Source organism: Oceanitalea stevensii, from assembly GCF_014837105.1.
Classification (GTDB): Bacteria; Actinomycetota; Actinomycetes; order Actinomycetales; family Actinomycetaceae; genus Oceanitalea; species Oceanitalea stevensii.
Window position 1 is genome coordinate 92,193 of the sequence record NZ_JACSPO010000008.1, and the last position, 20,131, is coordinate 112,323.

The window sequence follows — 20,131 nt, forward strand, 5'->3', positions numbered from 1 at the left end:
CCCCCCCCCCCCCCCCCCCCCCCCCCCACGGGTCTACTCGGCCGCGAGGGCGGCCACGGGCGGGGTGCGGACGGCGCTGCGGGCGGGCAGCACCGAGGCACCGAGCCCGGCGATGAGGGCGACGACGACGATCGCGGCGAGGTAGCCCCACGGCACCGCGAGCTGGAGCTCACCGGACGGGCCGAGCATGACCGCGGTCCCGGCCCAGCCGTACAGGAGACCGAGGACGGCGCCGATGAGGACGCCGGCCAGGGCGAGGAACAGGCCCTCGACGGCGAGCATCCCGCGCAGCTGGCCACGGGTGAGGCCCATGGCCCGCAGCAGGGCGGACTCGCGGCGCCGCTCGATGACCGACAGGGACAGCGTGTTGGCCACCCCGATGAGCGCGATGACGACGGCGACGGCGAGCAGTCCGACGACGATCGCCAGCAGGGTGTTGATGACCTGCTCGAAGACCTCCCGCTGGGCGGCCGGGCCGTCGACGTACGGGGTGTTGTACATGGCGTCGGGGTCGTCGGTGATGCTGGACTGCGCCTCGGTGAGCCGGTCGGAGACCGCGGTGATCGTCGCGGTGTGCTCGCTGCCGGACAGCCGCGCCCACAGCTCGGTGACGGGTGCCTCGGGGTCGATCGCCTCGCGCAGCTCGGCCGGGGCGTAGGCCCAGTCGCCGGAGCCGTCGACGCTCACCGTCAGCTCCGCCTCTCCCAGGGTGAGCGTCTGCCCGTCCGTGACGCCTCGCGAGCGGGCCCAGCCGGTCCCGACGAGGAGGGTGTCGGAGTCGAGCCCCTCGAGCTGCGACGCGTCGAGCATGACGTTCTCGGCGGCCTCCCGGTCGATGAGGCTGACGCTCGTCTCCATCTCGCCGTCGGGGGTCGGGAAGGAGACCACCGCCTCGGAGACCTCGAGGGTCGCGGCGACGTTCTCCGTGCGCTCGACCGTGTCGACCTGGGCGGGCGTGAGGGTGCTGGTGCGGCCCGTGTCCGAGTCCCACGCGCTGGACCGGACGACGAGGTCGACCGGGAACTCGCTGCGGAGCATCGCGTCGAGGCTGGCACGGGCGCTGACCGCCCCGGTCGACATGAGGGCGACGAGCGTGACGCCGATGACGAGCGCGGTGGTGGTCGCGGCGGTCCGTCGCGGGTTGCGGATGGCGTTCGCCGTCGCGATCCGGGCCGGGGTGCCGCCGCCCAGGCGCCGTGCGACCGCACCGAGGGCGCGGACGACGGACGGGACGACGAACACCATGCCGAGCATGACGCCGGCGAAGGACACGAAGCCGCCGAGGATGCCGAGCGCGAGCCCGCCGAGGAGGGCGGTCTCCTCACCCGTGTCGGAGGCCGCGACGAGCGGGGCGGTGGCGACCATGAGGCCACCCGCGACGATGAGGAGGATCGAGGCGACGACCCGCTTGCGTGAGGCGCCCCGCGGGTCCGGCGGCTGCGGCGGGCGCAGCGCGGCGAGCGGGGAGACCACGGTGGCCGCCCGGGCCGGGGACAGGGCGGCGAGCACCGTGACGAGCGCACCCGTGACGACGGGGACGAGGACGGCGGCCGCCGTGACGGTCACGGTCTCGGGGATCGCGAAGGGCAGGTCCTGGGCGCCCAGCACCCACAGGGCGCCCTGCGCCAGGGCCGTGCCGAGGAGGAGGCCGCTGACGCCGGCGACCACGCCGAGGATGAGGGCCTCGGTGAGCACCGAGCGGCGGACCTGCCGCTTGGTCGCGCCGACGGCCCGCAGGAGCGCCAGGGTGTGGGTGCGCTGGGCGACGAGCACCTGGAAGGTGTTGGTGATGACGATGGCGGCGACGAACATGGCCAGCGCCCCGAAGGCGAGGATGACGGCGCTGAGGATGTAGGCCTGGCCGGTGAGCTCCTGGAGCCGCTGCTGGGCGAAGGCCTCACCGGTGTAGACGGTGGCCTCGGGCAGCACGTCGGCGACGTCCGCTGCCACGGACTCGGCGGTGGCGCCGTCGGCGGCCCGCACGACGAGCTCGTCGAAGGCGAGGGGGAGGCCGGTCTCCTCCACCCAGGCGTCGCGCTGGGCCTCGGTGACGAGCACGGTGGAGCTGCCGCCCACGAGCGGCGAGGGGTTCTGCAGGAGCCCGACGACGGTGAGCTCGTCCTCGGCGACGGGGCGGGTCTCCTCCACGCCGGCGGGCACGGGCAGGTAGACGTCCGCGGTGAGCCGCAGCGTGTCGCCGAGCCCGATCTCCAGCCGCTCGGCGGAGGAGGCGCTGACCGCGGTCTGGCCAGGCGCCGTCGGGAGCTCGCCCTCGACGAGCGTGGCGGCGGAGAGGCCGGGGGAACCGACGGTCTCCACGGCGGACCAGTCCTGCCGGCCCTCCGCCACGAGCGAGCCGAAGACGGTGAGGCGGCCGTCGGCGACGGCGACGCCGGACAGCGCCCGCACCTCGTCGAGCTGCTCGGGGGTGATGAGGTCGCCACCGGCGGGGACGACGACGTCCGCGTCGGCGATGTCGGCGGTGACCGCGCCGTAGGTGGTGTCACGGATGACCGCGGTGCCCAGGAGGGTGGCGGCGATGAACGCGGTGCCGAGCATGATCGCCAGCCCGGCGGCGAAGAGGCGGCCGCTGCTGCGGCGCATCTGGGTGAGGGTGAGGCGCAGCATCAGGCGTTCACCGTGCGCAGCGCGTCGAGCCCGGCGAGGACGGCCTCGGGGGTGGGACGCTCGATCGTGCCGGCGATGCGGCCGTCGGCGAGGAGGACGACGCTGTCGGCGTAGGACGCGGCCGTCGGGTCGTGGGTGACCATGACGACCGTCTGGCCGAGCTCCCGCACGCTGGTGCGCAGGAAGGACAGCACCTCCGCGCCCGAGCGGGAGTCGAGGTTGCCGGTGGGCTCGTCGGCGAAGACGACCTCGGGGCGGGTGATGAGGGCGCGGGCGATCGCCACGCGCTGCTGCTGGCCGCCGGACATCTCGCTGGGCCGGTGGGTGAGGCGCTCCCGCAGGCCGAGGGTGTCGACGAGGGTGTCGAGCCACGCCTGGTCGGGCGCCGTGCCGGCGAGCTCGCACGGCAGCGTGATGTTCTGCAGCGCCGTGAACATCGGCAGCAGGTTGAAGGACTGGAAGACGAAGCCGACGCGCTCGCGGCGCAGGAGCGTGAGCGCCGTGTCGTCGAGGTTCGTGAGCTCGGTGTCCCCGAGGACCACCTGGCCGTCCGTCGCGGTGTCGAGGCCGGCGAGCAGGTGCATGAGCGTGGACTTGCCCGAGCCGGAGGGGCCCATGATGGCGGTGAACTCACCGGCGGTGAAGGCGACGTCGACGCCGCGCAACGCGTGGACGGCGACGTCCCCGCTGCCGTAGACCTTGCTCAGGGAGCGGGCGCGGACGGCCGCTCGGCTGGGGGAAGTGCTCACTGGGTTCTCCTCGGTGGGGCGGCGCTGGGCCGCGTCTGGTGATGTCATCGACGCTACGGGCGCGGCCTGCGACACCGCGTCGTGCCGTGGACCCGTTCTCGGGTCATCCCGTGGTCGTACGTGCCCGCCCCCGCCGTCATACCGGCGTGGCGGCGCCCGGTCCGCCGGCCGCACGTCGCGCGCGCCGCAGGGCGCGGCGACTCGCCCCCGGCACATGGGCCGGGGGACGACGGCGTCGCTCCCGCTCCTCGCTGCGGGCGCCGTGAGGCTGCCTACGACCCGGGCGTGACCAGCCCGGTCTCGTAGGCGACGACGACGGCCTGCACCCGGTCCCGGGCACCGAGCTTGGACAGCACCCGGCCGACGTGGGTCTTGACGGTGGCCTCGGCGACGAAGAGGTCCGCCGCGATCTCGGTGTTGCTGCGGCCCCGGGCCATGAGGACGAGCACCTCGCGCTCGCGGTCGGTGAGGGACTCCAGGACGGCGGGCGGCGCCTTCTGCTCGTCCGGGAGGATGACGGCGAGGCGCTCGATGAGCCGCTTGGTGGACGAGGGCGCGATGACGCCGTCGCCGGCGTGGACGGTACGGATGGCGTGGAGCATGTCCTCCGGGGGGACGTCCTTGAGGAGGAAGCCGCTCGCGCCGGCCTTGATCGCCCGCATGACGTACTCGTCGAGGTCGAAGGTCGTGAGGATGACGACCTTCGGGCCGTCCGCGCCGCGTGAGGTCAGCTGCTCCGTGGCGGTGAGGCCGTCCATGCCGGCCATGCGCACGTCCATGAGGACGACGTCGGCGGCGTAGGAGTCGAGCAGACGCAGCGCCTGCGCGCCGTCGGAGGCCTCGCCCACGACCTCCATGTCCGGCTGGGAGTTGATGACCAGCGCGAAACCGGCGCGCACGAGCTGCTGGTCGTCGACGAGGGCGACGCGGATGGGGGCGGACTCGGGGGAGGTGCTCACGGGGTTCCGTTCTGCTGGGGCTGCGGCCATGATGCCGGAGCGAGCGGAGCGGCGTCGCTGCCGAACGGCACCCCGGTCGGCTGGCCGCCCGGGAGCGGGATCTCGGCCCGCACCCGGTAGCCGCCGCCCGGCTTCGCGCCGGCGTCGAAGGTGCCGGCGAACATCGCGACCCGCTCACGCATGCCGAGCAGCCCGTGCCCGGCGCCGTCGCTCGTCGCCGCCGCGCCCCGGCCGGTGTCGTCCACCTGGATCGAGATGCGCTGCGGGGCCCACTGGAGCATCACGGTGGCGCTCGCGGAGGGCCCGCCGTGCTTGAGCACGTTCGTCAGCGCCTCCTGGCAGATGCGGTAGACCGTGAGGCCCAGCCCCGGCGGGAGTGACCGCGCCTGCCCCACGCGGACGAGTGAGACGTCCAGGCCGGAGGACCGCACCTGGTCGACGAGCGCGTCGAGGTCGGCGTCGATGGGCTGGGGGGTGGTGGTCTCCGGCTGGTCGTCGGTGCCGGGGGCGCGCAGGACGCCGAGGATCTTGCGCATGTCCGCGAGGGCGGCACGGCCGGTCTCGCTGATCGTCGTGAGCGCCCGGGTGGCGGCCTCCGGGTCCGCGGCGGCCGCGTAGCGCCCGCCGTCGGCCTGGGCGATGACGACCGACAGCGAGTGGGCGACGATGTCGTGCATCTCGCGCGCGATCCGCGACCGCTCGGCGGCCGTGGCGATCTGGGCCTGCTGGTCACGCTCGATCTCGAGGCGGGCCGCCCGCTCGGCGAGCGTCTCGGTGTGGGCCAGCCGGCTGCGCCGGACCAGGCCCATCGCCCAGACGAACAGGCACACCACGCCGAGCAGGGCCCCGATGACGGCGATGAAGACGAGGTCCTCGAAGGAGAAGGAGAGGTTCCTGAGCTCACCGCCGGCGAGCCCCGGCCCGGACGACCCCGCGAGCCACGCCGCGAGGAGCAGCGAGCCGAAGAGGGCGCTGCCCAGGGCGAGGCGTCCGGCCCACACCGGGCCGTAGACGGTCACGGAGTACAGCGCGACGAAGATGAGGACGTCGGCGACGACGAGGGGCGCCCCCGCGGCGAAGTGGAGGAGCGCCGCCGCGTAGACGGCGACGGCGGACGGCACCGGGCGTGACCGGCGCCAGTAGAGCGCGGCCGGCATGACGACCGACGCCACCAGCCCCATGAAGACACCGGGGCCGCTGGGCGCTGCGCCGGCCGACAGGATCGAGGGCAGTGCGATGAACACCGCCAGCACGAGCGCGACGAGGAGGTCGGCGACACGGCTGCTGTCACGCAGGGCCGGCTCCGGCGGCCGGGACGCGCCGGGCAGCCCTGCGGCAGGGCCGCGCCACGCGCCCGGCCCCTGCCAGGGCTGGGGCCCGCCGTGCGGCGTGGGCTGCGGGGGCGGGGGCGGGTAGGGGCCCCACGGCGACCCCGGCGGGCTGGGGGGCGTGGTCACCGGTCAGTCCACCGGCTCGATGAGGGCGGGGGAGTCCACCCGGACGTTGCCCACCTGCGGGCCGACGCGGTGGAACTGGAGGCGCGGCCGCTCGGGGGCGATGGCCGCGAGGGCCTCCTCCGGGGTGGTGACCGACAGGTCCAGCCACTGCGCGACCGCGGCGCGGCGCAGCACGACGGGCTCGCGGTCGTGGATGCCGGCGAGCTGCGAGCGGGCCGGCTGGGTGAGGATCGTCGTGGACAGCAGCCAGCGGTTGGGGTCGGACTCGGCCTTGCTGGGGTCGCGCCAGAAGGCGTAGAGGCCGGCGAAGGCGAGAGGGGCGGCGTCGGCCCGGTGGATGAAGTGGGGCGTCTTGGAGCCGTCGGGGTTCTTGCGCCACTCGTAGTACCCGTCGGCCGGCAGGATGCAGCGGCGCGTGCGCAGCGACTTGGCGAAGGCGTTCTTCTCTGCGACGGTCTCGATGCGCGCGTTGATCATCCGCACCCCGATCTTCGGGTCGCTGGCGAAGGCCGGCACCAGCCCCCAGCGGGCGGCGTGCATCTGCCGGCCGCTGTCCGCGCGCTCGAGGACGACGCGGACCTGGTCGGTGGGTGCCACGTTGAAGGAGGGGTGGACATCGATCGCCTCATCGGCGATCTCGTCGACGTCGAAGGCGTCAGCGAGCTCCTGAGCCTGACGGAAGGATGCATAACGGCCGCACATGGTCATAGCGTGCCAGGGGGCGCCGACACCCGGCGTCCCCCGTCGGGTTGACCTGTGCCCGTGGTGGCCTCCCCCCACGGGTGGACCTTGCTGTCGCCGGGGTCCGCCGCTCCGAGCTCGCGGCCGGGAGCCGGCGGCGGGACGTCTCGGGGGCAGCAGGTCTCAGGCCAGGGCGTCCGGGCCTTGCTCAACGAGCGTGCGGAACTGCGCGGCGTCGAGGATGGGCAGCCCGAGCTCCTCCGCCTTGGCGAGCTTGGAGCCAGCACCTGGGCCGGCGGCGACGTAGTCCGTCTTCTTGCTCACGCTGGTCGCGGCCTTGCCACCGGCGGCGATGACCGCCTCCTTGGCACCGTCCCGGGTGTAGCCCTCGATCGAGCCGGTGACGACGACGGTCAGGCCGTCCAGCACCCCACCGGTCACGGCAGCGGATCCAGGCCCAGGGTGACCGGGGATGGCGAACTGGACCCCGGCTGCTGACCAACGCTCGACGATCTCTCGGTGCCAGTCGATCTCGAACCAGTCCTGGACGGCGTCGGCGATGATCCCGCCCACGCCCTCCACCGCGGCCAGCTCGGCGTGCTCCGCGTCGCGGATCGCGTTGAGCGACCCGAAGTGGGAGGCCAGCGCGCGGGCGGCGACCGGACCGACGTGCCGGATGTTGAGCGCGACGAGCTGGCGCCACAGCTCCTTCGTCTTGGCCTTCTCGAGCTCCTCCAGCAACGTGAGGGCCTGGGCCGAGGGGTGGACCTGCCGGAAGTTCTTCCGCACCCCCAGCTTGCGGCGCTCGGCGGGCGTGGCGTTCTCGAACCCCGGCGGGTAGGTGAGCTCCACGCGCTGGAACGGGCGGCGGCGTACCGGCTCGCCGTTCTCGTCGACCCGCGGTTCGCCCGTCTCGTTGTCGCGCACGACGGCCTCGATCGGCACGAGCTGGTCGAGCTCGAGGTCGAAGAGCCCGGCCTCGGTGGTCAGTGGCGGTTCGGCCGGAGTAGCGGGCTGCGTGAGGGCTGCCGCGGTCACCTCCCCGAGGGCGTCAATGTCCAGCGCGCCACGCGAGCCGATGTGCTCGACCCGACCACGCACCTGCGCAGGGCAGGAGCGCGCGTTCGGGCACCGGAGGTCGATGTCGCCCTCCTTCATCGGCCGCAGCGGCGTGCCGCACTCGGGGCACTCGGCGGGCATGACGAAGGGCCGCTCGCTGCCGTCGCGGCGCTCCGCGACCGGCCCGAGGACCTCGGGAATGACGTCACCGGCCTTGCGGAGCACCACCGTGTCCCCGATGAGTACCCCCTTGGCCTCGACGATCTCCTGGTTGTGGAGCGTGGCCTGCCGCACCGTGCTTCCCGCGACGTGGACGGGCTCCATGACGGCGTACGGGGTGGCGCGGCCGGTACGCCCGACCCCGATGCGGATGTCGAGCAGGCGCGTGTGGACCTCCTCGGGCGGGTACTTGTAGGCGATCGCCCAGCGGGGTGCGCGGCTCGTCTGGCCTAGCTCGGAGTGCAGAGCGAACTCGTCGACCTTGACGACCACGCCGTCGAGCTCGTGCTCGATCTCGTGCCGCTCACGCCCGTACTGCTCGACGAACGCGAGCACCTCCGCGACGTCGTGCAGCACGCGCGTGCGGGGGCTCACCGGCACGCCCCAGCCGGCCAGCAGGTCGTAGATTTCGCTCTGCGCGGCGACGGGCGGGTCGTCCCAGGCGCCGAAGCCGTGGGCGTAGAAGGAGAGGGCCTTGAGCCGGGCCACACCGGCCTCGTGCTCAAGACCCGTCTTCTTTTCCAGGAGCTGACGCAGCCCACCGCTCGCAGCGTTGCGCGGGTTGGCGAAGGCCGGGAACCGGCGGGCGGCGCTCTCGCGCGCCCGCTCCTCGTCGAAGGGACGCGTCCGCGTCTGCGCTCGCTCGCGGGCCTCCTCGACGGCGCGGTCGCGCAGCCGCGCCTGCAGCGCGTTGAGCTCCTCAAAGGCGGCGACGGGGATGAACACCTCCCCGCGCACCTCGACGATGGGCGGGTGGCCCTCCCCGGCGAGCCGCTGCGGGATGAAGCTCAAGCGGCGCACGTTGCTCGTCACGAGCTCGCCCGTGTGACCGTCGCCGCGGGTGGCCGCGGAGGTGAGCACGCCGTGCTCGTAGCGCAGGGACACGGCCGCGCCGTCGATCTTCAGCTCGGTCAGCCAGGCCACCGCTCGGCCGGCGGCTGCCTCCGTCTTCGCGCACCATTCCCGCAGCTCCTCCGGAGAGAAGACGTTGTCGAGGCTGAGCATCCGCTCGGCGTGCACGATGGTGGGCAGGTCCGTCGCCCCGGGTGCCCCGACGCGCTGGGTCGGAGAGTCCTGACTCTGCAGCTCGGGGTGTCGGCGCTCGAGGTCCTCCAGGCGCCGCATCCACCCGTCGAAGGTCGCGTCGTCGACGGGCGAGGTGTCCTGGCCGTAGTACGCCTCGCGCGCGGCGTTGATCTGCTCGGTTAGCGCGAGGGCCTCCTCGCGTGCCTGGTGGAGGGAGACGGGCTCGGGTCCGGTGTGTGCCACGCCGGTCAGTTTACGAAGGCCCGGCGACATAGGCCCGGAGTGCCTGCCAGACTGTGCCCGGGCCGGTTCGAGGTCGCTGACGGACAGCCGAACGGCTCCGTGAGCCGATCGTTGCAAGCGAGGAGGTGACGCCCTGTGAGGACCGTCCGTACCGTCGAGGTTCGCCCTGTCGACCCCGCCGATGCCGAGCGTCTCGGCCGGGTGCTGGCCGAGGCCTACGTCTCCGGGGCGGTCATCGGGCCCGAGGACGGCTACGCCCAGGACCTGCGGGACGTCGCCAGCCGCCTGCCGCACGTCGTCGCCGTCCTGGCCGCCTACGAGGCCGATGAGGTCCTCGGCGGACTCACCCTGGTCGAGGCGGGCACGCCCGAGGCGGAGGTGGCCGTCGCGGGTGAGCTGGAGATCCGCATGCTGGCAGTGGCACCGCAGCACCAGGGCCGAAAGGTCTCCCTCGCCCTGCTCGCCGCCGCCGAGGAGCTCGGGCGGGCAGGCGGCTACGACGCGCTCGTCCTGTCCTCGCTGCCCGCCATGTCGTCGGCGCACCGGGTCTACCAGCGCTACGGCTTCGACCGCGTCGTCGAGCGCGACTGGGTGGCCGACTGGGACCCCCAGGCGCTCGCCGACGGTACCGCCCCCACCCTCAGCGTCTACCGCCTGCCCCTGGAGGAGCCCTCGTGACGAGCTTCGGCCTGTCCGCCTACTTCCGCCACCTCGACGTCGCCGAGGAGGTCTGCGCCACCGCCCGCGAGGACGGCTTCACCATGCTCTTCGGCTCCCTGCACGTGCCCGAGGAGCCCGACGGCGACTTCCGCGCCCGCATGCAGCGCGTCGGCTCGCTCGCGCAGGACGCCGGGCTCGGCCTCGTCGTCGACATTTCCGGCCCGTCGCTCGCGGCCGTCGGACTGGACGTGACGACGGCGGGCACGATGCGCGAGTGGGGAGTCAGCGCCCTGCGCGTGGACTACGGGCTGAGCGACGAGGAGATCGTCGCGCTGTCCCGCTCGATCCCGATCTGGTTCAACGCCTCGACCGCGACGGCGGGCGACTTCGAGCGCCTCGTCGGCATGGGGCTGCGCACCGAGGGCATCGGCATCTCCCACAACTTCTACCCCAAGCCGTGGACCGGCCTGTCCGACGAGTTCCTCGACGCCCAGACCCGGATGTTCCACGACCTCGGCTTCACCGTGCAGGCGTGGGTCCCGGGGGACGGGCTGCGGCGCATCCCGCTCGGCTTCGGGCTGCCCACCCTCGAGCGGCACCGCGACGTCCATCCGGTGGCGGCGGCCCTGGACCTGCGCCGCGCCGGCATCGACGACATCTTCGTCGGCGACCCCTCCCTGTCCGAGCGCACCCGCCGTGCCTGGCGGGCCTGGGCGCTGGAGGACGTCGTCGAGCTCGAGGCCGAGCTGACGGCGCCCGTGCCGCAGGCCGTGGCCGAGCGGCTCGCCGTCCTGGACCGCAACCGCACCGACGACGCCGCCGCGATGGTCCGCCTCGAGGGCGCCCGCGGAGCGCTCGCCGACGTCACGATCCCCGCCGGCCCCACCGTGGGGCGGGCGCTGGGCTCGGTGACCGTCGACAACGACGCCGCCGGCCGCTACAAGGGCGAGATCGCGATCCAGCGGCGTGACCTCCCGGCGGACGCGACCGTCAACGTCGTGGGCCACGTCGTCGCCCAGGACCACGACCTCCTCAGCCGCATCGCCCCGGGCCAGCGCGTCCGCCTGCGCCTCCGCTGACCCGCCCCCACCCTCCCCACCCCACCCTCCCCGCCGACAGCTGGATCCCGCCCCGCTCGCGGGGGAGGAGCCCAGCTCCCGGCGCACGGGGGGGCAGGGACGGTGAGCGGGATCCAGCTGTCGGCGTGAGGAGGGGTCAGAGGATGACGACGACCTGCACGAGGAGGATCTTCGCGATCATCCCGACGGCGAAGAGGGCGGCGTAGCCCGCCTCCACCCGCTCGTCGCTCACCCGCGAGGTCGCGTAGGCGAGGATCGCCGGCTGCCCCACGAAGCCCGCCAGCCCGCCGGCCGTCCGGGCGGTGCTCTGGCCGAGCAGCCGCGCGACGAGCACGAAGCCGGCGCAGGCGAGCGCGGTGAGCACCACGCCCACGACGACCACCCGCAGCCCGAGTCCCGTGAAGGCCTGCGCGACGAAGGCCTGCCCGGAGGCGAGGCCGGTGGCGCCGAGGAACAGCAGCAGGCCGAGCTGGCGGATCGTGAGGTTGGCCGAGCTCGGCAGCGTCCACACGACCGGCCCGGTCCGGTCCAGCCGCCCGAGCACCATCCCGACGACGAGCGGCCCGGCCGCCGAGCCGAGCGCGAAGGCCACCCCGCCGGGCAGGGGCAGGGTGAGCAGCCCGAGGAGGAGCCCGACCGCGACACCGGTGCCGAGGGAGAGCGGGTCGATCTCGCTCACCCGCCGCTCGGAGTCACCGAAGAGCTCGGAGATCGCGGTGAGCCGGCCGCGCGGGAAGACGACGCGGACCCGGTCACCGAGCTGGAGGACGAGGTCCTCGTGGGCGAGCAGGTCGGTGTCCCCGCGGCGCACGCGGGTGACGACGCCGTTGAAGCGCCCGGGGATGTCGAGCTCGTGGACGGTGCGCCCGGCCACCCGCCGGTCGGAGACGACGAAGCGCCGGAAGTGGACGACCGAGCGGTCGTGGGCGAGGTGCCGGTGCACCCGCCGGCCCAGGTGGGTGACGGCGTCGTGCACGGCCCGGCGGCTGCCGACCACGACGACGCGGTCCCCCTCCCGCAGCTCCTCGTCCTCCTCGACCACGCCCATCTGGCCGTCACGCTCGAGGTAGGACAGGCGCACCGTGCCCTCGACGTAGCCGGGGATCTCGCGCAGCGGCCCGGGGTGGAGCACCTCGGCGCTCACGTCGATGAGCCCGATGCCGGCGCGCGGCTGCGGGTCGCGCTCGGACGTCCACGGCCGCGAGACGACGACGGCGACCATGACGATCGTGACGACCACGCCCAGCGGGTAGGCGAGCGAGTAGCCGATGGCCGGCTCCTGCGTGCCGGTCGCCGTCGCCGCGGCGGCCAGCGCGGGCGTGGCGGTGAGCGAACCGGCGAAGGCGCCGCCCACCATGCCCGCGGGGACGTCGAGCACCCGGCCCAGGACGACGGCGGCGCCCGCGACCACGGCGAGCACTCCCGCCGCCGCGGCGAGGAGCGGGAGCTGGGTGCGCAGGTCCCGGAAGAAGCGGCCGCCCGCGGCGAGGCCGACCATGTAGACGAAGAGGACTAGGCCCAGCGTCTGGACCAGGCCGAAGCCCTCCCCGAGGCGCGGGTCGACGGCGCCCACCGCAAGACCGACGAACAGCGCACCGGCGGCCCCGAAGCGCACCGGGCCGAAGGGCACCATGCCGAGCAGCGTCCCCGCCGCGACGACCAGCATGATCGTCAGCAGCGGGTTGGCCGCGAGGAGGTCGATCACGCCGTCCCTCAGAACAGCCAGCGCAGCGGGTGGAGCAGCGCCTCGCCGACGCGCGCGAGGAAGGACCGGCGCTCCCACTCCTCGATGGTCAGCGGGCGGGCGTTGGTGAGGTCGGTGGCGAAGACCTGCTCCATGTGCGCGGCCAGGTCCCTGTCGTGGATCTCGAGGTTGATCTCGAAGTTGCCGAGCATCGACATCCGGTCGATGTTCGTCGTGCCGATGGTCGTCCAGCGGCCGTCGACGGTCGCGGTCTTCGCGTGGACCATCGCACCCTGGTAGAGCCAGATCGACACCCCGCCACGCAGGATCCGGTCGTAGAAGGAGCGGGCCACCCAGTCGGCCAGGACGTGGTTGGAGACCTCGGGGATGAGGACCCGCACGTCCACGCCCCGCCTGGCGGCACCGAGCATCGCCTCGAGGAACTCCGGGTCGGGGATGAAGTAGCCCTGGGTGATGAGGACGTGGCGGCGCGCCCGGTCCATCGCGTCGATGTACGCCCCGCGCACCGGGAAGAGCATCGACGACGGGGAGTTGCGGGCGGCCCGGATGCGCGAGTCCCACGAGTGCGCGCCGCGGTCCTCGAGCTCGGGGTGGTGGGGCTTGCGGTGCGCGTTCCAGAAGTCGACGAAGGCGTTGTCGAGCTCCCACACGGCCGGGCCCTCGACGCGCAGGTGGGTGTCGCGCCACTGCGTCGCGTACAGCTCACCGATGTTGTAGCCGCCGACGAAGCCGGTCTCGCCGTCGACGACGAGGATCTTGCGGTGGTCGCGGCCGGACTTGCGCATGTTGAGGGTGAGCAGACCCGGTCGCCACAGCGGGAACTTCAGCGTGTGGACCGAGTCGGGGAAGCGCTTGAAGGGCGGCGGCACGACGAGGTTGCCCCACGAGTCGAAGACGACGTAGACCTGGACGCCGCGGTCGGCCGCCGCGACGAGCTCACGCTTGAACTCCTCGCCGACGGCGTCGTCCTTCCAGATGAAGGTCTCGAAGAAGACGTACTCCCGTGCGCCGCGGATGGCCTCGAGCATCGCGGCGTACACGTGCTCGCCGTAGGTGTAGACCGTGAGCTCGGAGTCCGCGACGCCCACGCCCACCGGGTCGGTGCGGGGGAACTCGTCCCCGGGGGACTGGCGCCGCTTCCGCAGCGTGTCCACGCCCCACACCGTGGTGGCGGCAGCGAGCTGGGCGCCGGCCAGGCCCAGGACCCCCCACTTCACGGTGCGTCGGACCCGGGGGCGCAGCCAGTACCGGACCGTGCTCAGCTTCATGACCCCAACCTAGAGCAGCGGGCGCGGGCGGGGCCTGCAGTCGTCCGGCGCCGGGACGATAGACTCGGTAGCCATGTCCACCATCAATGCAGCCGAGGTTGCGCGCGTGGCCGCGCTGGCCCGGATCGAGCTCACGAACGAGGAGGTCGAGCGCCTCGCGGGGGAGCTCGGCGTCATCGCCGACGCGGTCGCCCAGGTCGGTGAGCTCGTCGGTCCCGACGTGCCCGCCACCAGCCACCCGATCCCGCTGACCAACGTCATGCGGGAGGACGTCGTCGAGGAGCCGCTGTCCGTCGAGGTCGCGCTCTCCGGCGCCCCCGCGAGCGAGGGCGGCCAGTTCCTCGTGCCGCAGATCCTGGGGGAGGACGCATGAGCGAGCTCACCACCGCGACCGCCGCGGAGCTGGCGGAGCGACTGCGCGCCAAGGAGGTCAGCTCCGTCGAGGTGACCCAGGCGCACCTGGACCGCATCGCCGAGGTCGACGGCGCCGTCCACGCCTTCCTCCACGTCAACGGGGAGGAGGCGCTGGCCACCGCCCGCGACATCGACGAGCGCCGCGCCCGCGGCGAGGAGCTCCACCCGCTCGCCGGCGTGCCGATCGCCGTCAAGGACGTCGTCGTGACGAAGGGGCAGCCGACGACGGCCGCCTCGAAGATGCTCGAGGGCTGGATCCCGCCCTACGACGCGACGATCGTCGAGCGGCTGCGCGCTGCCGGCCTGCCGATCCTCGGCAAGACGAACCTCGACGAGTTCGCCATGGGCTCCTCCACCGAGCACTCCGCCTACGGCCCCACCCGCAACCCGTGGGACCTCGAGCGCATCCCCGGCGGCTCGGGCGGTGGCTCGGCGGCCGCCGTCGCCGCCTTCCAGGCGCCGCTCGCGATCGGCACCGACACCGGTGGCTCGATCCGCCAGCCCGCCGCCGTCACCGGCTCGGTGGGCGTCAAGCCCACCTACGGCGGCGTCTCGCGCTACGGGCTCATCGCGCTCGCCTCGAGCCTCGACCAGGCCGGCCCGGTGTCCCGCACCGTGCTCGACTCCGCGCTGCTCCACGAGCTCATCGGTGGCCACGACCCCCGCGACTCCACCTCCCTGCCCGACCCGGTCGGGGACCTCGTCGCCGCGGCCTCGGCGCAGGACCTGCGCGGCCTGCGCGTGGGCGTGGTCCGCGAGCTCGGTGGCGAGGGCTACCAGGCGGGCGTCGAGGCGAGCTTCACCGCCGCCCTCGACCTCCTGCGCGAGGCCGGGGCCGAGATCGTCGAGGTCTCCTGCCCGAGTTTTGCCTCCGCGCTCGCCGCCTACTACCTCATCCTCCCTGCCGAGGCGTCCTCCAACCTCGCCAAGTTCGACGGCATGCGCTTCGGCCTGCGCGTCGAGCCCACCGAGGGGCCGCTGACCGCCGAGCGCGTCATGGCCGCCACCCGCGGCGCCGGCTTCGGCGACGAGGTCAAGCGCCGCATCATCCTCGGCACCCACGCGCTGTCCGCGGGCTACTTCGACGCCTACTACGGCAGCGCCCAGCAGGTGCGCACGCTCATCCAGCGCGACTTCGCGGCCGCCTTCGAGCAGGCCGACGTCCTCGTCTCGCCGACCACCCCGACGACGGCGTTCCGCTTCGGGGAGAAGCTCGACGACCCGCTGGCCATGTACCTCAACGACGTCGCGACGATCCCGGCGAACCTCGCCGGCGTCCCCGGCATCTCCGTGCCCAGCGGCCTGAGCGACGACGGCCTGCCCGTCGGCTTCCAGGCCCTGGCCCCCGCCCGCCAGGACGCCCGGCTCTACCGGGTCGGCGCCGTCCTCGAGCGCATGCTCGACGAGCGCCGCGGGCACCGGCTGCTCGCCGACGCCCCGTCGCTGCCCACCACCGTCTCCCAGGAGGCTGCCCGATGACCGCGACCACGCCTGAGCTCGTCGACTTCGACGACGCGATCGCCCGGTACGACCCCGTCATCGGGATCGAGGTCCACGTCGAGCTCGGGACCGCCTCGAAGATGTTCGACGGCGCACCGAACGGCTTCGGCGGGGAGCCCAACTCCGCGACGACCCCGGTCTCGCTCGGCCTGCCGGGGACGCTGCCGGTGGTCAACCGCACCGCCGTCGAGTACGCGATCCGCATCGGCCTCGCGCTGGGCTGCGAGATCGCCGAGACGTGCCGCTTCGCCCGGAAGAACTACTTCTACCCGGACGTGCCGAAGAACTTCCAGACCTCCCAGTACGACGAGCCCATCGCCTTCGAGGGGCACGTCGAGGTCGAGCTCGAGGACGGCACGCTCGTGCCGATCGCCGTCGAGCGCGCCCACATGGAGGAGGACGCCGGGAAGAACACCCACATCGGTGGCTCCGGGGGCCGCATCCACGGCGCCGAGCACTCCCTCGTGGACTACAACCGGGCCGGTGTGCCGCTCGTCGAGATCGTCACCCACCCGATCACCGGCACCGGGGCCCGCGCCCCGGAGGTGGCGCGGGCGTACGTGAGCACGCTGCGCGACCTCTTCCGTGCTCTCGGCGTCTCCGAGGCGCGGATGGAGCGCGGCAACGTCCGCGCCGACATCAACGTCTCGCTGCGCCCGAGCCCGGACGCCCCGCTCGGCACCCGCACCGAGACGAAGAACGTCAACAGCTTCCGCTCGATCGAGCGGGCCGTGCGCTACGAGATCTCCCGCCAGGCCGCGGTGCTCGACGCCGGGCAGACGGTGACCCAGGAGACGCGCCACTGGCACGAGGACACCGGCACGACGTCCTCGGGACGCGTGAAGTCCGACGCCGAGGACTACCGCTACTTCCCCGAGCCCGACCTCGTGCCGCTCGCCCCGAGCCGCGAGTGGGTCGAGGAGATCCGCGCGAGCCTGCCCGAGCTGCCGGCCCTGCGCCGTCGGCGCCTGCAGGCGGAGTGGGGCTACGCCGACGCCGAGATGCGCGACGTCGTCAACGCCGGGGCGCTCGACCTCATCGAGGCGACCGTCGCCGCCGGCGCGGACGCCGCCGCCGCCCGCAAGTGGTGGATGGGCGAGCTCGCCCGCACCGCCAAGGGCGTCAACATCGAGCTGGCCGACCTCGCGATCACTCCCGCGCAGGTCGCCGAGCTCGCCGCCCTTGTCGAGTCCGGCCGGATCAACGACAAGCTCGCCCGCCAGGTGCTGGCCGGCGTGCTCGCCGGGGAGGGCGGCCCCGAGGAGGTCGTCGTGGCCCGCGGCCTCGAGGTCGTCTCCGACGACGGCGCCCTCATCGCCGCCGTCGACGAGGCCCTCGCCGCGAACCCCGACGTCGCCGAGAAGATCCGCGGCGGCAAGGTCCAGGCCGCCGGCGCGATCGTCGGTGCGGTCATGAAGGCCACCCGTGGCCAGGCCGACGCCGGCCGCGTCCGCGAGCTCATCATGGAGCGCGTCGGCGCCTGACCCCCGCGCCCGCGCCGCCAGAACGCCGACAGCCGGATTCCTCCCGAGGAATCCGGCTGTCGGCGTTCAGGGGGTGGGTTCAGGAGGGCTGTGGGACGCCGGTGGCGCGGGCGTAGGTGTCGATCGCGCCGAGGGAGAGCTGGGCGAGGCCCCGCATGAACGCGGTGTTGGCCTCGGCCACCACCCGGCCGAGCATGTCCGGGCCCCACTCGAGCAGGTGCAGGCGCAGGAAGTCCGCGCCGTGGCGGACGTAGCGCTCGGCGTCGCCCGGTGAGCCCTGGTCGAGCGCGTCCAGGGCCCGCAGGCAGGACTGGGCGAGGAAGTCGAGCTCGAGGCCGATGTGGTCGTCCGGTTCCCGGTTGAGGTGCGGCGCCTGGAGGGACAGCGCGCGGTAGGCGTCGCGGACCTCGAGGGTGTGGGCGTCGAAGACGAGCCGGTCCTGGCCACGGTGCACCGACTCGTAGGGAGCCACGCGCGCGGTGGCCAGCGTCCCGTACAGCCAGGCGTGGTCGTGACGGATCTGCGCGGCATCCTCGCCGGTCTCCTGCGAGGCGCGCATGAGGCGCAGCCCCTCCTTCGCGCCGGGGGTGCCGGGCAGGGGCCACTCGTCGAGGAGCCCGCGCAGGCCGGCAAGGGCGGCGTCGTCGGGCGGCTCCTGGTGGAACCGAGCGAGGACCGTGAAGGCTGCGGCGAGGTCGTCGAGCTGGTCGGTGTCGATCACGAGACTCCTTGGGGGACGGCGGCGCACAGGGCGGCGTGCCCGGTGAGGAAGCCACGCAGCAGGCCGGGGACGGCGCGGTAGAGCCGCGTGCGAGCGTGGCGGGCGATGCCCTCGATGACCGGGCCGACCACGAGATCGGTGTGCTCGGCGCGCAACCGCAGGGCGGTCCCCGCCGCCTCACCTGCACCGGCCACGTCCCCGGCAGCGTGCAGCCGCCCCACCCGGGTGGCGAGGTCGGCGAGGAAGGCGAGCTGGAAGCCGAGGTGGTCGTCGGCGGGGGAGGGCAGCCCGGCGAAGACCGTCCCCGCGTAGGTGCCGAGGAGCTCGCGCCGCAGGGCGTCCGCGTCGCTGTCCCTGCGCCATGCCGACTCGTGCAGCGGCACGAGTGGGGGACGACGGCGGAACATCGTCAGGTGGTCGCGGGCCACGACATCGAGCGGCTCGGGGGCCACCGACTCGACGGCGTGGACGCTGTGGGCGTCCTGCAGCGGCCAGGTCTGTCGCATCTGCGGCGAGGCGAAGCTCTCCGCGAGCGTCTGGCTGGGCGGCTCGAGGAGGAGGCGGGACAGGACGAAGCCCGCCGTTCCCACCTGCGCACCCCGGGCGAGGAGGTCCTCCATCAGATGCCGATCCGCAGCATCGAGTCGTAGTGGAGGGAACGGCCCATGAGCTCGGCCACCAGCGCGACGACGAAGGCAGCGGTGATGAGCACCGTGAGGAGCTGGGGCCGCTCCAGCACCGTGCTCGTCGCCGTGCGGAATACGAAGAGCGCGAGCAGGACGGTCGACAGGCTCAGGAGCAGGAGTCGAGCGGTGAAGAATGCCCCGCTGAACACCTCGGCCGAGGCGGCGCCGACCGGGTCGGAAGCGAGGTCGGCGATGTGGAGAGGGTAGGAGACCAGCACCGCGACGCCGGCGACTGCCGAGGCGACGGCGAGCCACTGGATGGTCCGGGCGCTCAGCGCCCACTCGGCGAGCGTGGTCGGCTCGTTGATCTCCGCGACCCGTGCGCGCACCGCCGTCATCAGCCCGCCCCCGGCCGAGGGCGGCTGCTGCTCGGCGGGCGCCGGTGTGCGGCCCGCCTCGGGGGCGGCGCCCCGCCGGCGTACCCACGTGGTGATGACGAGGGCCGAGCCGACGGCCAGGGAACCGAGCATGATCGCCGTCGCGAAGAAGTGGAAGGGGACCACGGGGGTGTTCCACGCGGGCACGGTGACGAGCGAGTAGTAGATCTGGGACATCGACCAGACGAGACCGATCCCGGCCAGCGCCGTCGCCGCGGCGAGGAGCTGACGTAGGCGGAAGGTGCCGATCCTGAACCACTGGACCAGCGCGAAGCCGAAGCCGAGCCCGGCGAAGGCCATGCCGAAGACGATCTCGCGGGAGAGCCAGGAGCTGGACACGTTCCGGAACACGTTGAGCGTGTTGGTGATGTCGTTCATGTGGAGCATGGACGCAGCCAGCCCGAAGACCATCGCCGGTCCGATGGCGTAGACGATCGGCTCGGTGAGCCGGTCGACGGTGCGGGCGTCATGACGGAAGGAGGCGACCAGCTGGACGACGCCCAGCACGATGAAGGCCCCGACGCTCATCTGCGCGACGACGGTGAAGATGATCATCGGCAGCTCGTGGACGTTCATCAGATCTCCTTCGGGTTCGCGATCTGGCCCGTGCCGGCGTCCCAGGGTTGGGCGTCGCGGTGCGGGGTGATCACGAGGTGGGGCCGGGTGACGGACGGGTCGGGCAGCGGCGCGATCGCGTCGGTGTCGCCGTACTTGCTGCGCAGCTCCTCGATGGGGCCCCAGTCCAGGGCGCGGGAGGGGCACGCGTCGACGCAGGCGGGGTTCTGGCCCTGCTCGCGGTAGTCGTAGCAGAGGTCGCACTTGGACATGTGCCCTGTCTCCACGTTGAACTGCGGGGCCGAGTAGGGGCAGGCCCACTCGCAGTAGCGGCAGCCCACGCACTTGTCCTCGTTGACCCAGACGGTGCCGTCGTCGCGCATGCTCATCGCGGTGGTGGGGCACACCTGCATGCACACCGGGTTCTCGCAGTGGTTGCACGAGATAGAGGTGTAGTAGGTGAAGACGTTGGGGGTGAAGGTGTCGCCTTCGACCTGCCAGGAGCCGCCGGAGTACTCCACCACCCGGCGCCAGTTCACCCCGATGGGTAGGTCGTGCTTGTCCTTGCAGGACACCTGGCAGGCCTTGCAGCCGGTGCAGGCGGACTGGTCGAAGTAGAAGCCGTAGTCCGCCCCGGCCTCGGTGAAGGTGTCGGTCATGA

Annotated in this window: 17 protein-coding genes; 5 read left to right on the top strand and 12 right to left on the bottom strand. The window is 73.3% G+C overall.

What is annotated here, in order from left to right; all coding sequences use genetic code 11:
- Positions 1-33: 33 nt before the first annotated feature.
- The 6 genes from H9624_RS12960 to ligA all read right to left on the bottom strand — a co-directional run bounded on the left by H9624_RS12960 (position 34) and on the right by ligA (position 9,021).
- A complete protein-coding gene (locus H9624_RS12960; protein ID WP_251840306.1) occupies positions 34-2,628 on the bottom strand; it encodes an ABC transporter permease in 2,595 nt (864 codons plus the stop codon).
- On the bottom strand, positions 2,628-3,425 hold the full coding sequence (locus H9624_RS12965; protein ID WP_372435146.1) for an ABC transporter ATP-binding protein: 798 nt from the start codon (positions 3,423-3,425) through the stop codon (positions 2,628-2,630). The genes H9624_RS12960 and H9624_RS12965 overlap by 1 nt, the downstream gene beginning before the upstream one ends.
- A gap of 224 nt (positions 3,426-3,649) precedes the next feature.
- Positions 3,650-4,366 carry a response regulator gene (locus H9624_RS12970; protein ID WP_504740257.1) on the bottom strand — a complete coding sequence of 239 codons (717 nt, stop codon included), beginning with the start codon at positions 4,364-4,366 and terminating at the stop codon, positions 3,650-3,652.
- Positions 4,333-5,793, bottom strand: coding sequence for a sensor histidine kinase (locus H9624_RS12975; protein WP_251840309.1), 1,461 nt, complete (start codon positions 5,791-5,793; stop codon positions 4,333-4,335). Before H9624_RS12975 ends, H9624_RS12970 begins: the two co-directional genes overlap by 34 nt.
- 3 nt (positions 5,794-5,796) lie before the next feature.
- On the bottom strand, positions 5,797-6,495 hold the full coding sequence (locus H9624_RS12980) for an SOS response-associated peptidase (RefSeq protein ID WP_251840310.1): 699 nt from the start codon (positions 6,493-6,495) through the stop codon (positions 5,797-5,799).
- A 162-nt stretch (positions 6,496-6,657) separates the two neighbouring features.
- Entirely contained in the window at positions 6,658-9,021 is a 2,364-nt protein-coding gene (ligA, locus tag H9624_RS12985; protein WP_251840311.1) for an NAD-dependent DNA ligase LigA, read from the bottom strand.
- Positions 9,022-9,156: 135 nt separating this feature from the next.
- On the opposite strand from ligA, the gene H9624_RS12990 reads away from it, so the two are divergent.
- Together H9624_RS12990 and H9624_RS12995 are read left to right on the top strand one after the other, a co-directional pair.
- Positions 9,157-9,699, top strand: a complete 543-nt coding sequence (locus H9624_RS12990) for a GNAT family N-acetyltransferase (RefSeq protein ID WP_251840312.1) — start codon at positions 9,157-9,159, stop codon at positions 9,697-9,699.
- Positions 9,696-10,760: a MupG family TIM beta-alpha barrel fold protein gene (locus H9624_RS12995; RefSeq protein WP_251840313.1), complete on the top strand. Its 1,065-nt coding sequence runs from the start codon at positions 9,696-9,698 to the stop codon at positions 10,758-10,760. Before H9624_RS12990 ends, H9624_RS12995 begins: the two co-directional genes overlap by 4 nt.
- Before the next feature lie 136 nt (positions 10,761-10,896).
- On the opposite strand, the gene H9624_RS13000 is transcribed toward H9624_RS12995, so the two are convergent.
- Complete coding sequence (locus tag H9624_RS13000) at positions 10,897-12,426, bottom strand: aspartate-alanine antiporter-like transporter (protein ID WP_286011220.1); 1,530 nt, start codon at positions 12,424-12,426, stop codon at positions 10,897-10,899.
- A 47-nt stretch (positions 12,427-12,473) separates the two neighbouring features.
- Positions 12,474-13,733, bottom strand: a complete 1,260-nt coding sequence (locus H9624_RS13005; RefSeq protein ID WP_251840315.1) for a phospholipase D-like domain-containing protein — start codon at positions 13,731-13,733, stop codon at positions 12,474-12,476.
- Between the two features lie 73 nt (positions 13,734-13,806).
- On the opposite strand from H9624_RS13005, the gene gatC reads away from it, so the two are divergent.
- Genes gatC through gatB form a run of 3 tightly spaced genes read left to right on the top strand, consistent with a single transcriptional unit; the run spans position 13,807 to position 17,131 of the window.
- On the top strand, positions 13,807-14,106 hold the full coding sequence (gatC, locus tag H9624_RS13010; protein WP_251840316.1) for an Asp-tRNA(Asn)/Glu-tRNA(Gln) amidotransferase subunit GatC: 300 nt from the start codon (positions 13,807-13,809) through the stop codon (positions 14,104-14,106).
- Positions 14,103-15,626, top strand: coding sequence for an Asp-tRNA(Asn)/Glu-tRNA(Gln) amidotransferase subunit GatA (gene gatA, locus H9624_RS13015; RefSeq protein WP_251840317.1), 1,524 nt, complete (start codon positions 14,103-14,105; stop codon positions 15,624-15,626). The genes gatC and gatA overlap by 4 nt, the downstream gene beginning before the upstream one ends.
- Positions 15,623-17,131: an Asp-tRNA(Asn)/Glu-tRNA(Gln) amidotransferase subunit GatB gene (gene gatB, locus H9624_RS13020; RefSeq protein ID WP_251840318.1), complete on the top strand. Its 1,509-nt coding sequence runs from the start codon at positions 15,623-15,625 to the stop codon at positions 17,129-17,131. Before gatA ends, gatB begins: the two co-directional genes overlap by 4 nt.
- A 79-nt stretch (positions 17,132-17,210) precedes the next feature.
- On the opposite strand, the gene H9624_RS13025 is transcribed toward gatB, so the two are convergent.
- From H9624_RS13025 to H9624_RS13040, 4 genes are read right to left on the bottom strand one after another with little or no spacing between them, the layout of a single operon-like run.
- Positions 17,211-17,852 (bottom strand): TorD/DmsD family molecular chaperone, encoded by a 642-nt coding sequence (locus H9624_RS13025; protein ID WP_251840319.1) that lies wholly within the window; start codon positions 17,850-17,852, stop codon positions 17,211-17,213.
- Entirely contained in the window at positions 17,849-18,472 is a 624-nt protein-coding gene (locus H9624_RS13030; RefSeq protein WP_251840320.1) for a hypothetical protein, read from the bottom strand. The genes H9624_RS13025 and H9624_RS13030 overlap by 4 nt, the downstream gene beginning before the upstream one ends.
- Positions 18,472-19,491: a dimethyl sulfoxide reductase anchor subunit family protein gene (locus H9624_RS13035; protein WP_251840321.1), complete on the bottom strand. Its 1,020-nt coding sequence runs from the start codon at positions 19,489-19,491 to the stop codon at positions 18,472-18,474. The genes H9624_RS13030 and H9624_RS13035 overlap by 1 nt, the downstream gene beginning before the upstream one ends.
- Positions 19,491-20,129, bottom strand: a complete 639-nt coding sequence (locus tag H9624_RS13040; protein WP_251840322.1) for a DMSO/selenate family reductase complex B subunit — start codon at positions 20,127-20,129, stop codon at positions 19,491-19,493. Before H9624_RS13040 ends, H9624_RS13035 begins: the two co-directional genes overlap by 1 nt.
- Between the last annotated feature and the right edge of the window lie 2 nt (positions 20,130-20,131).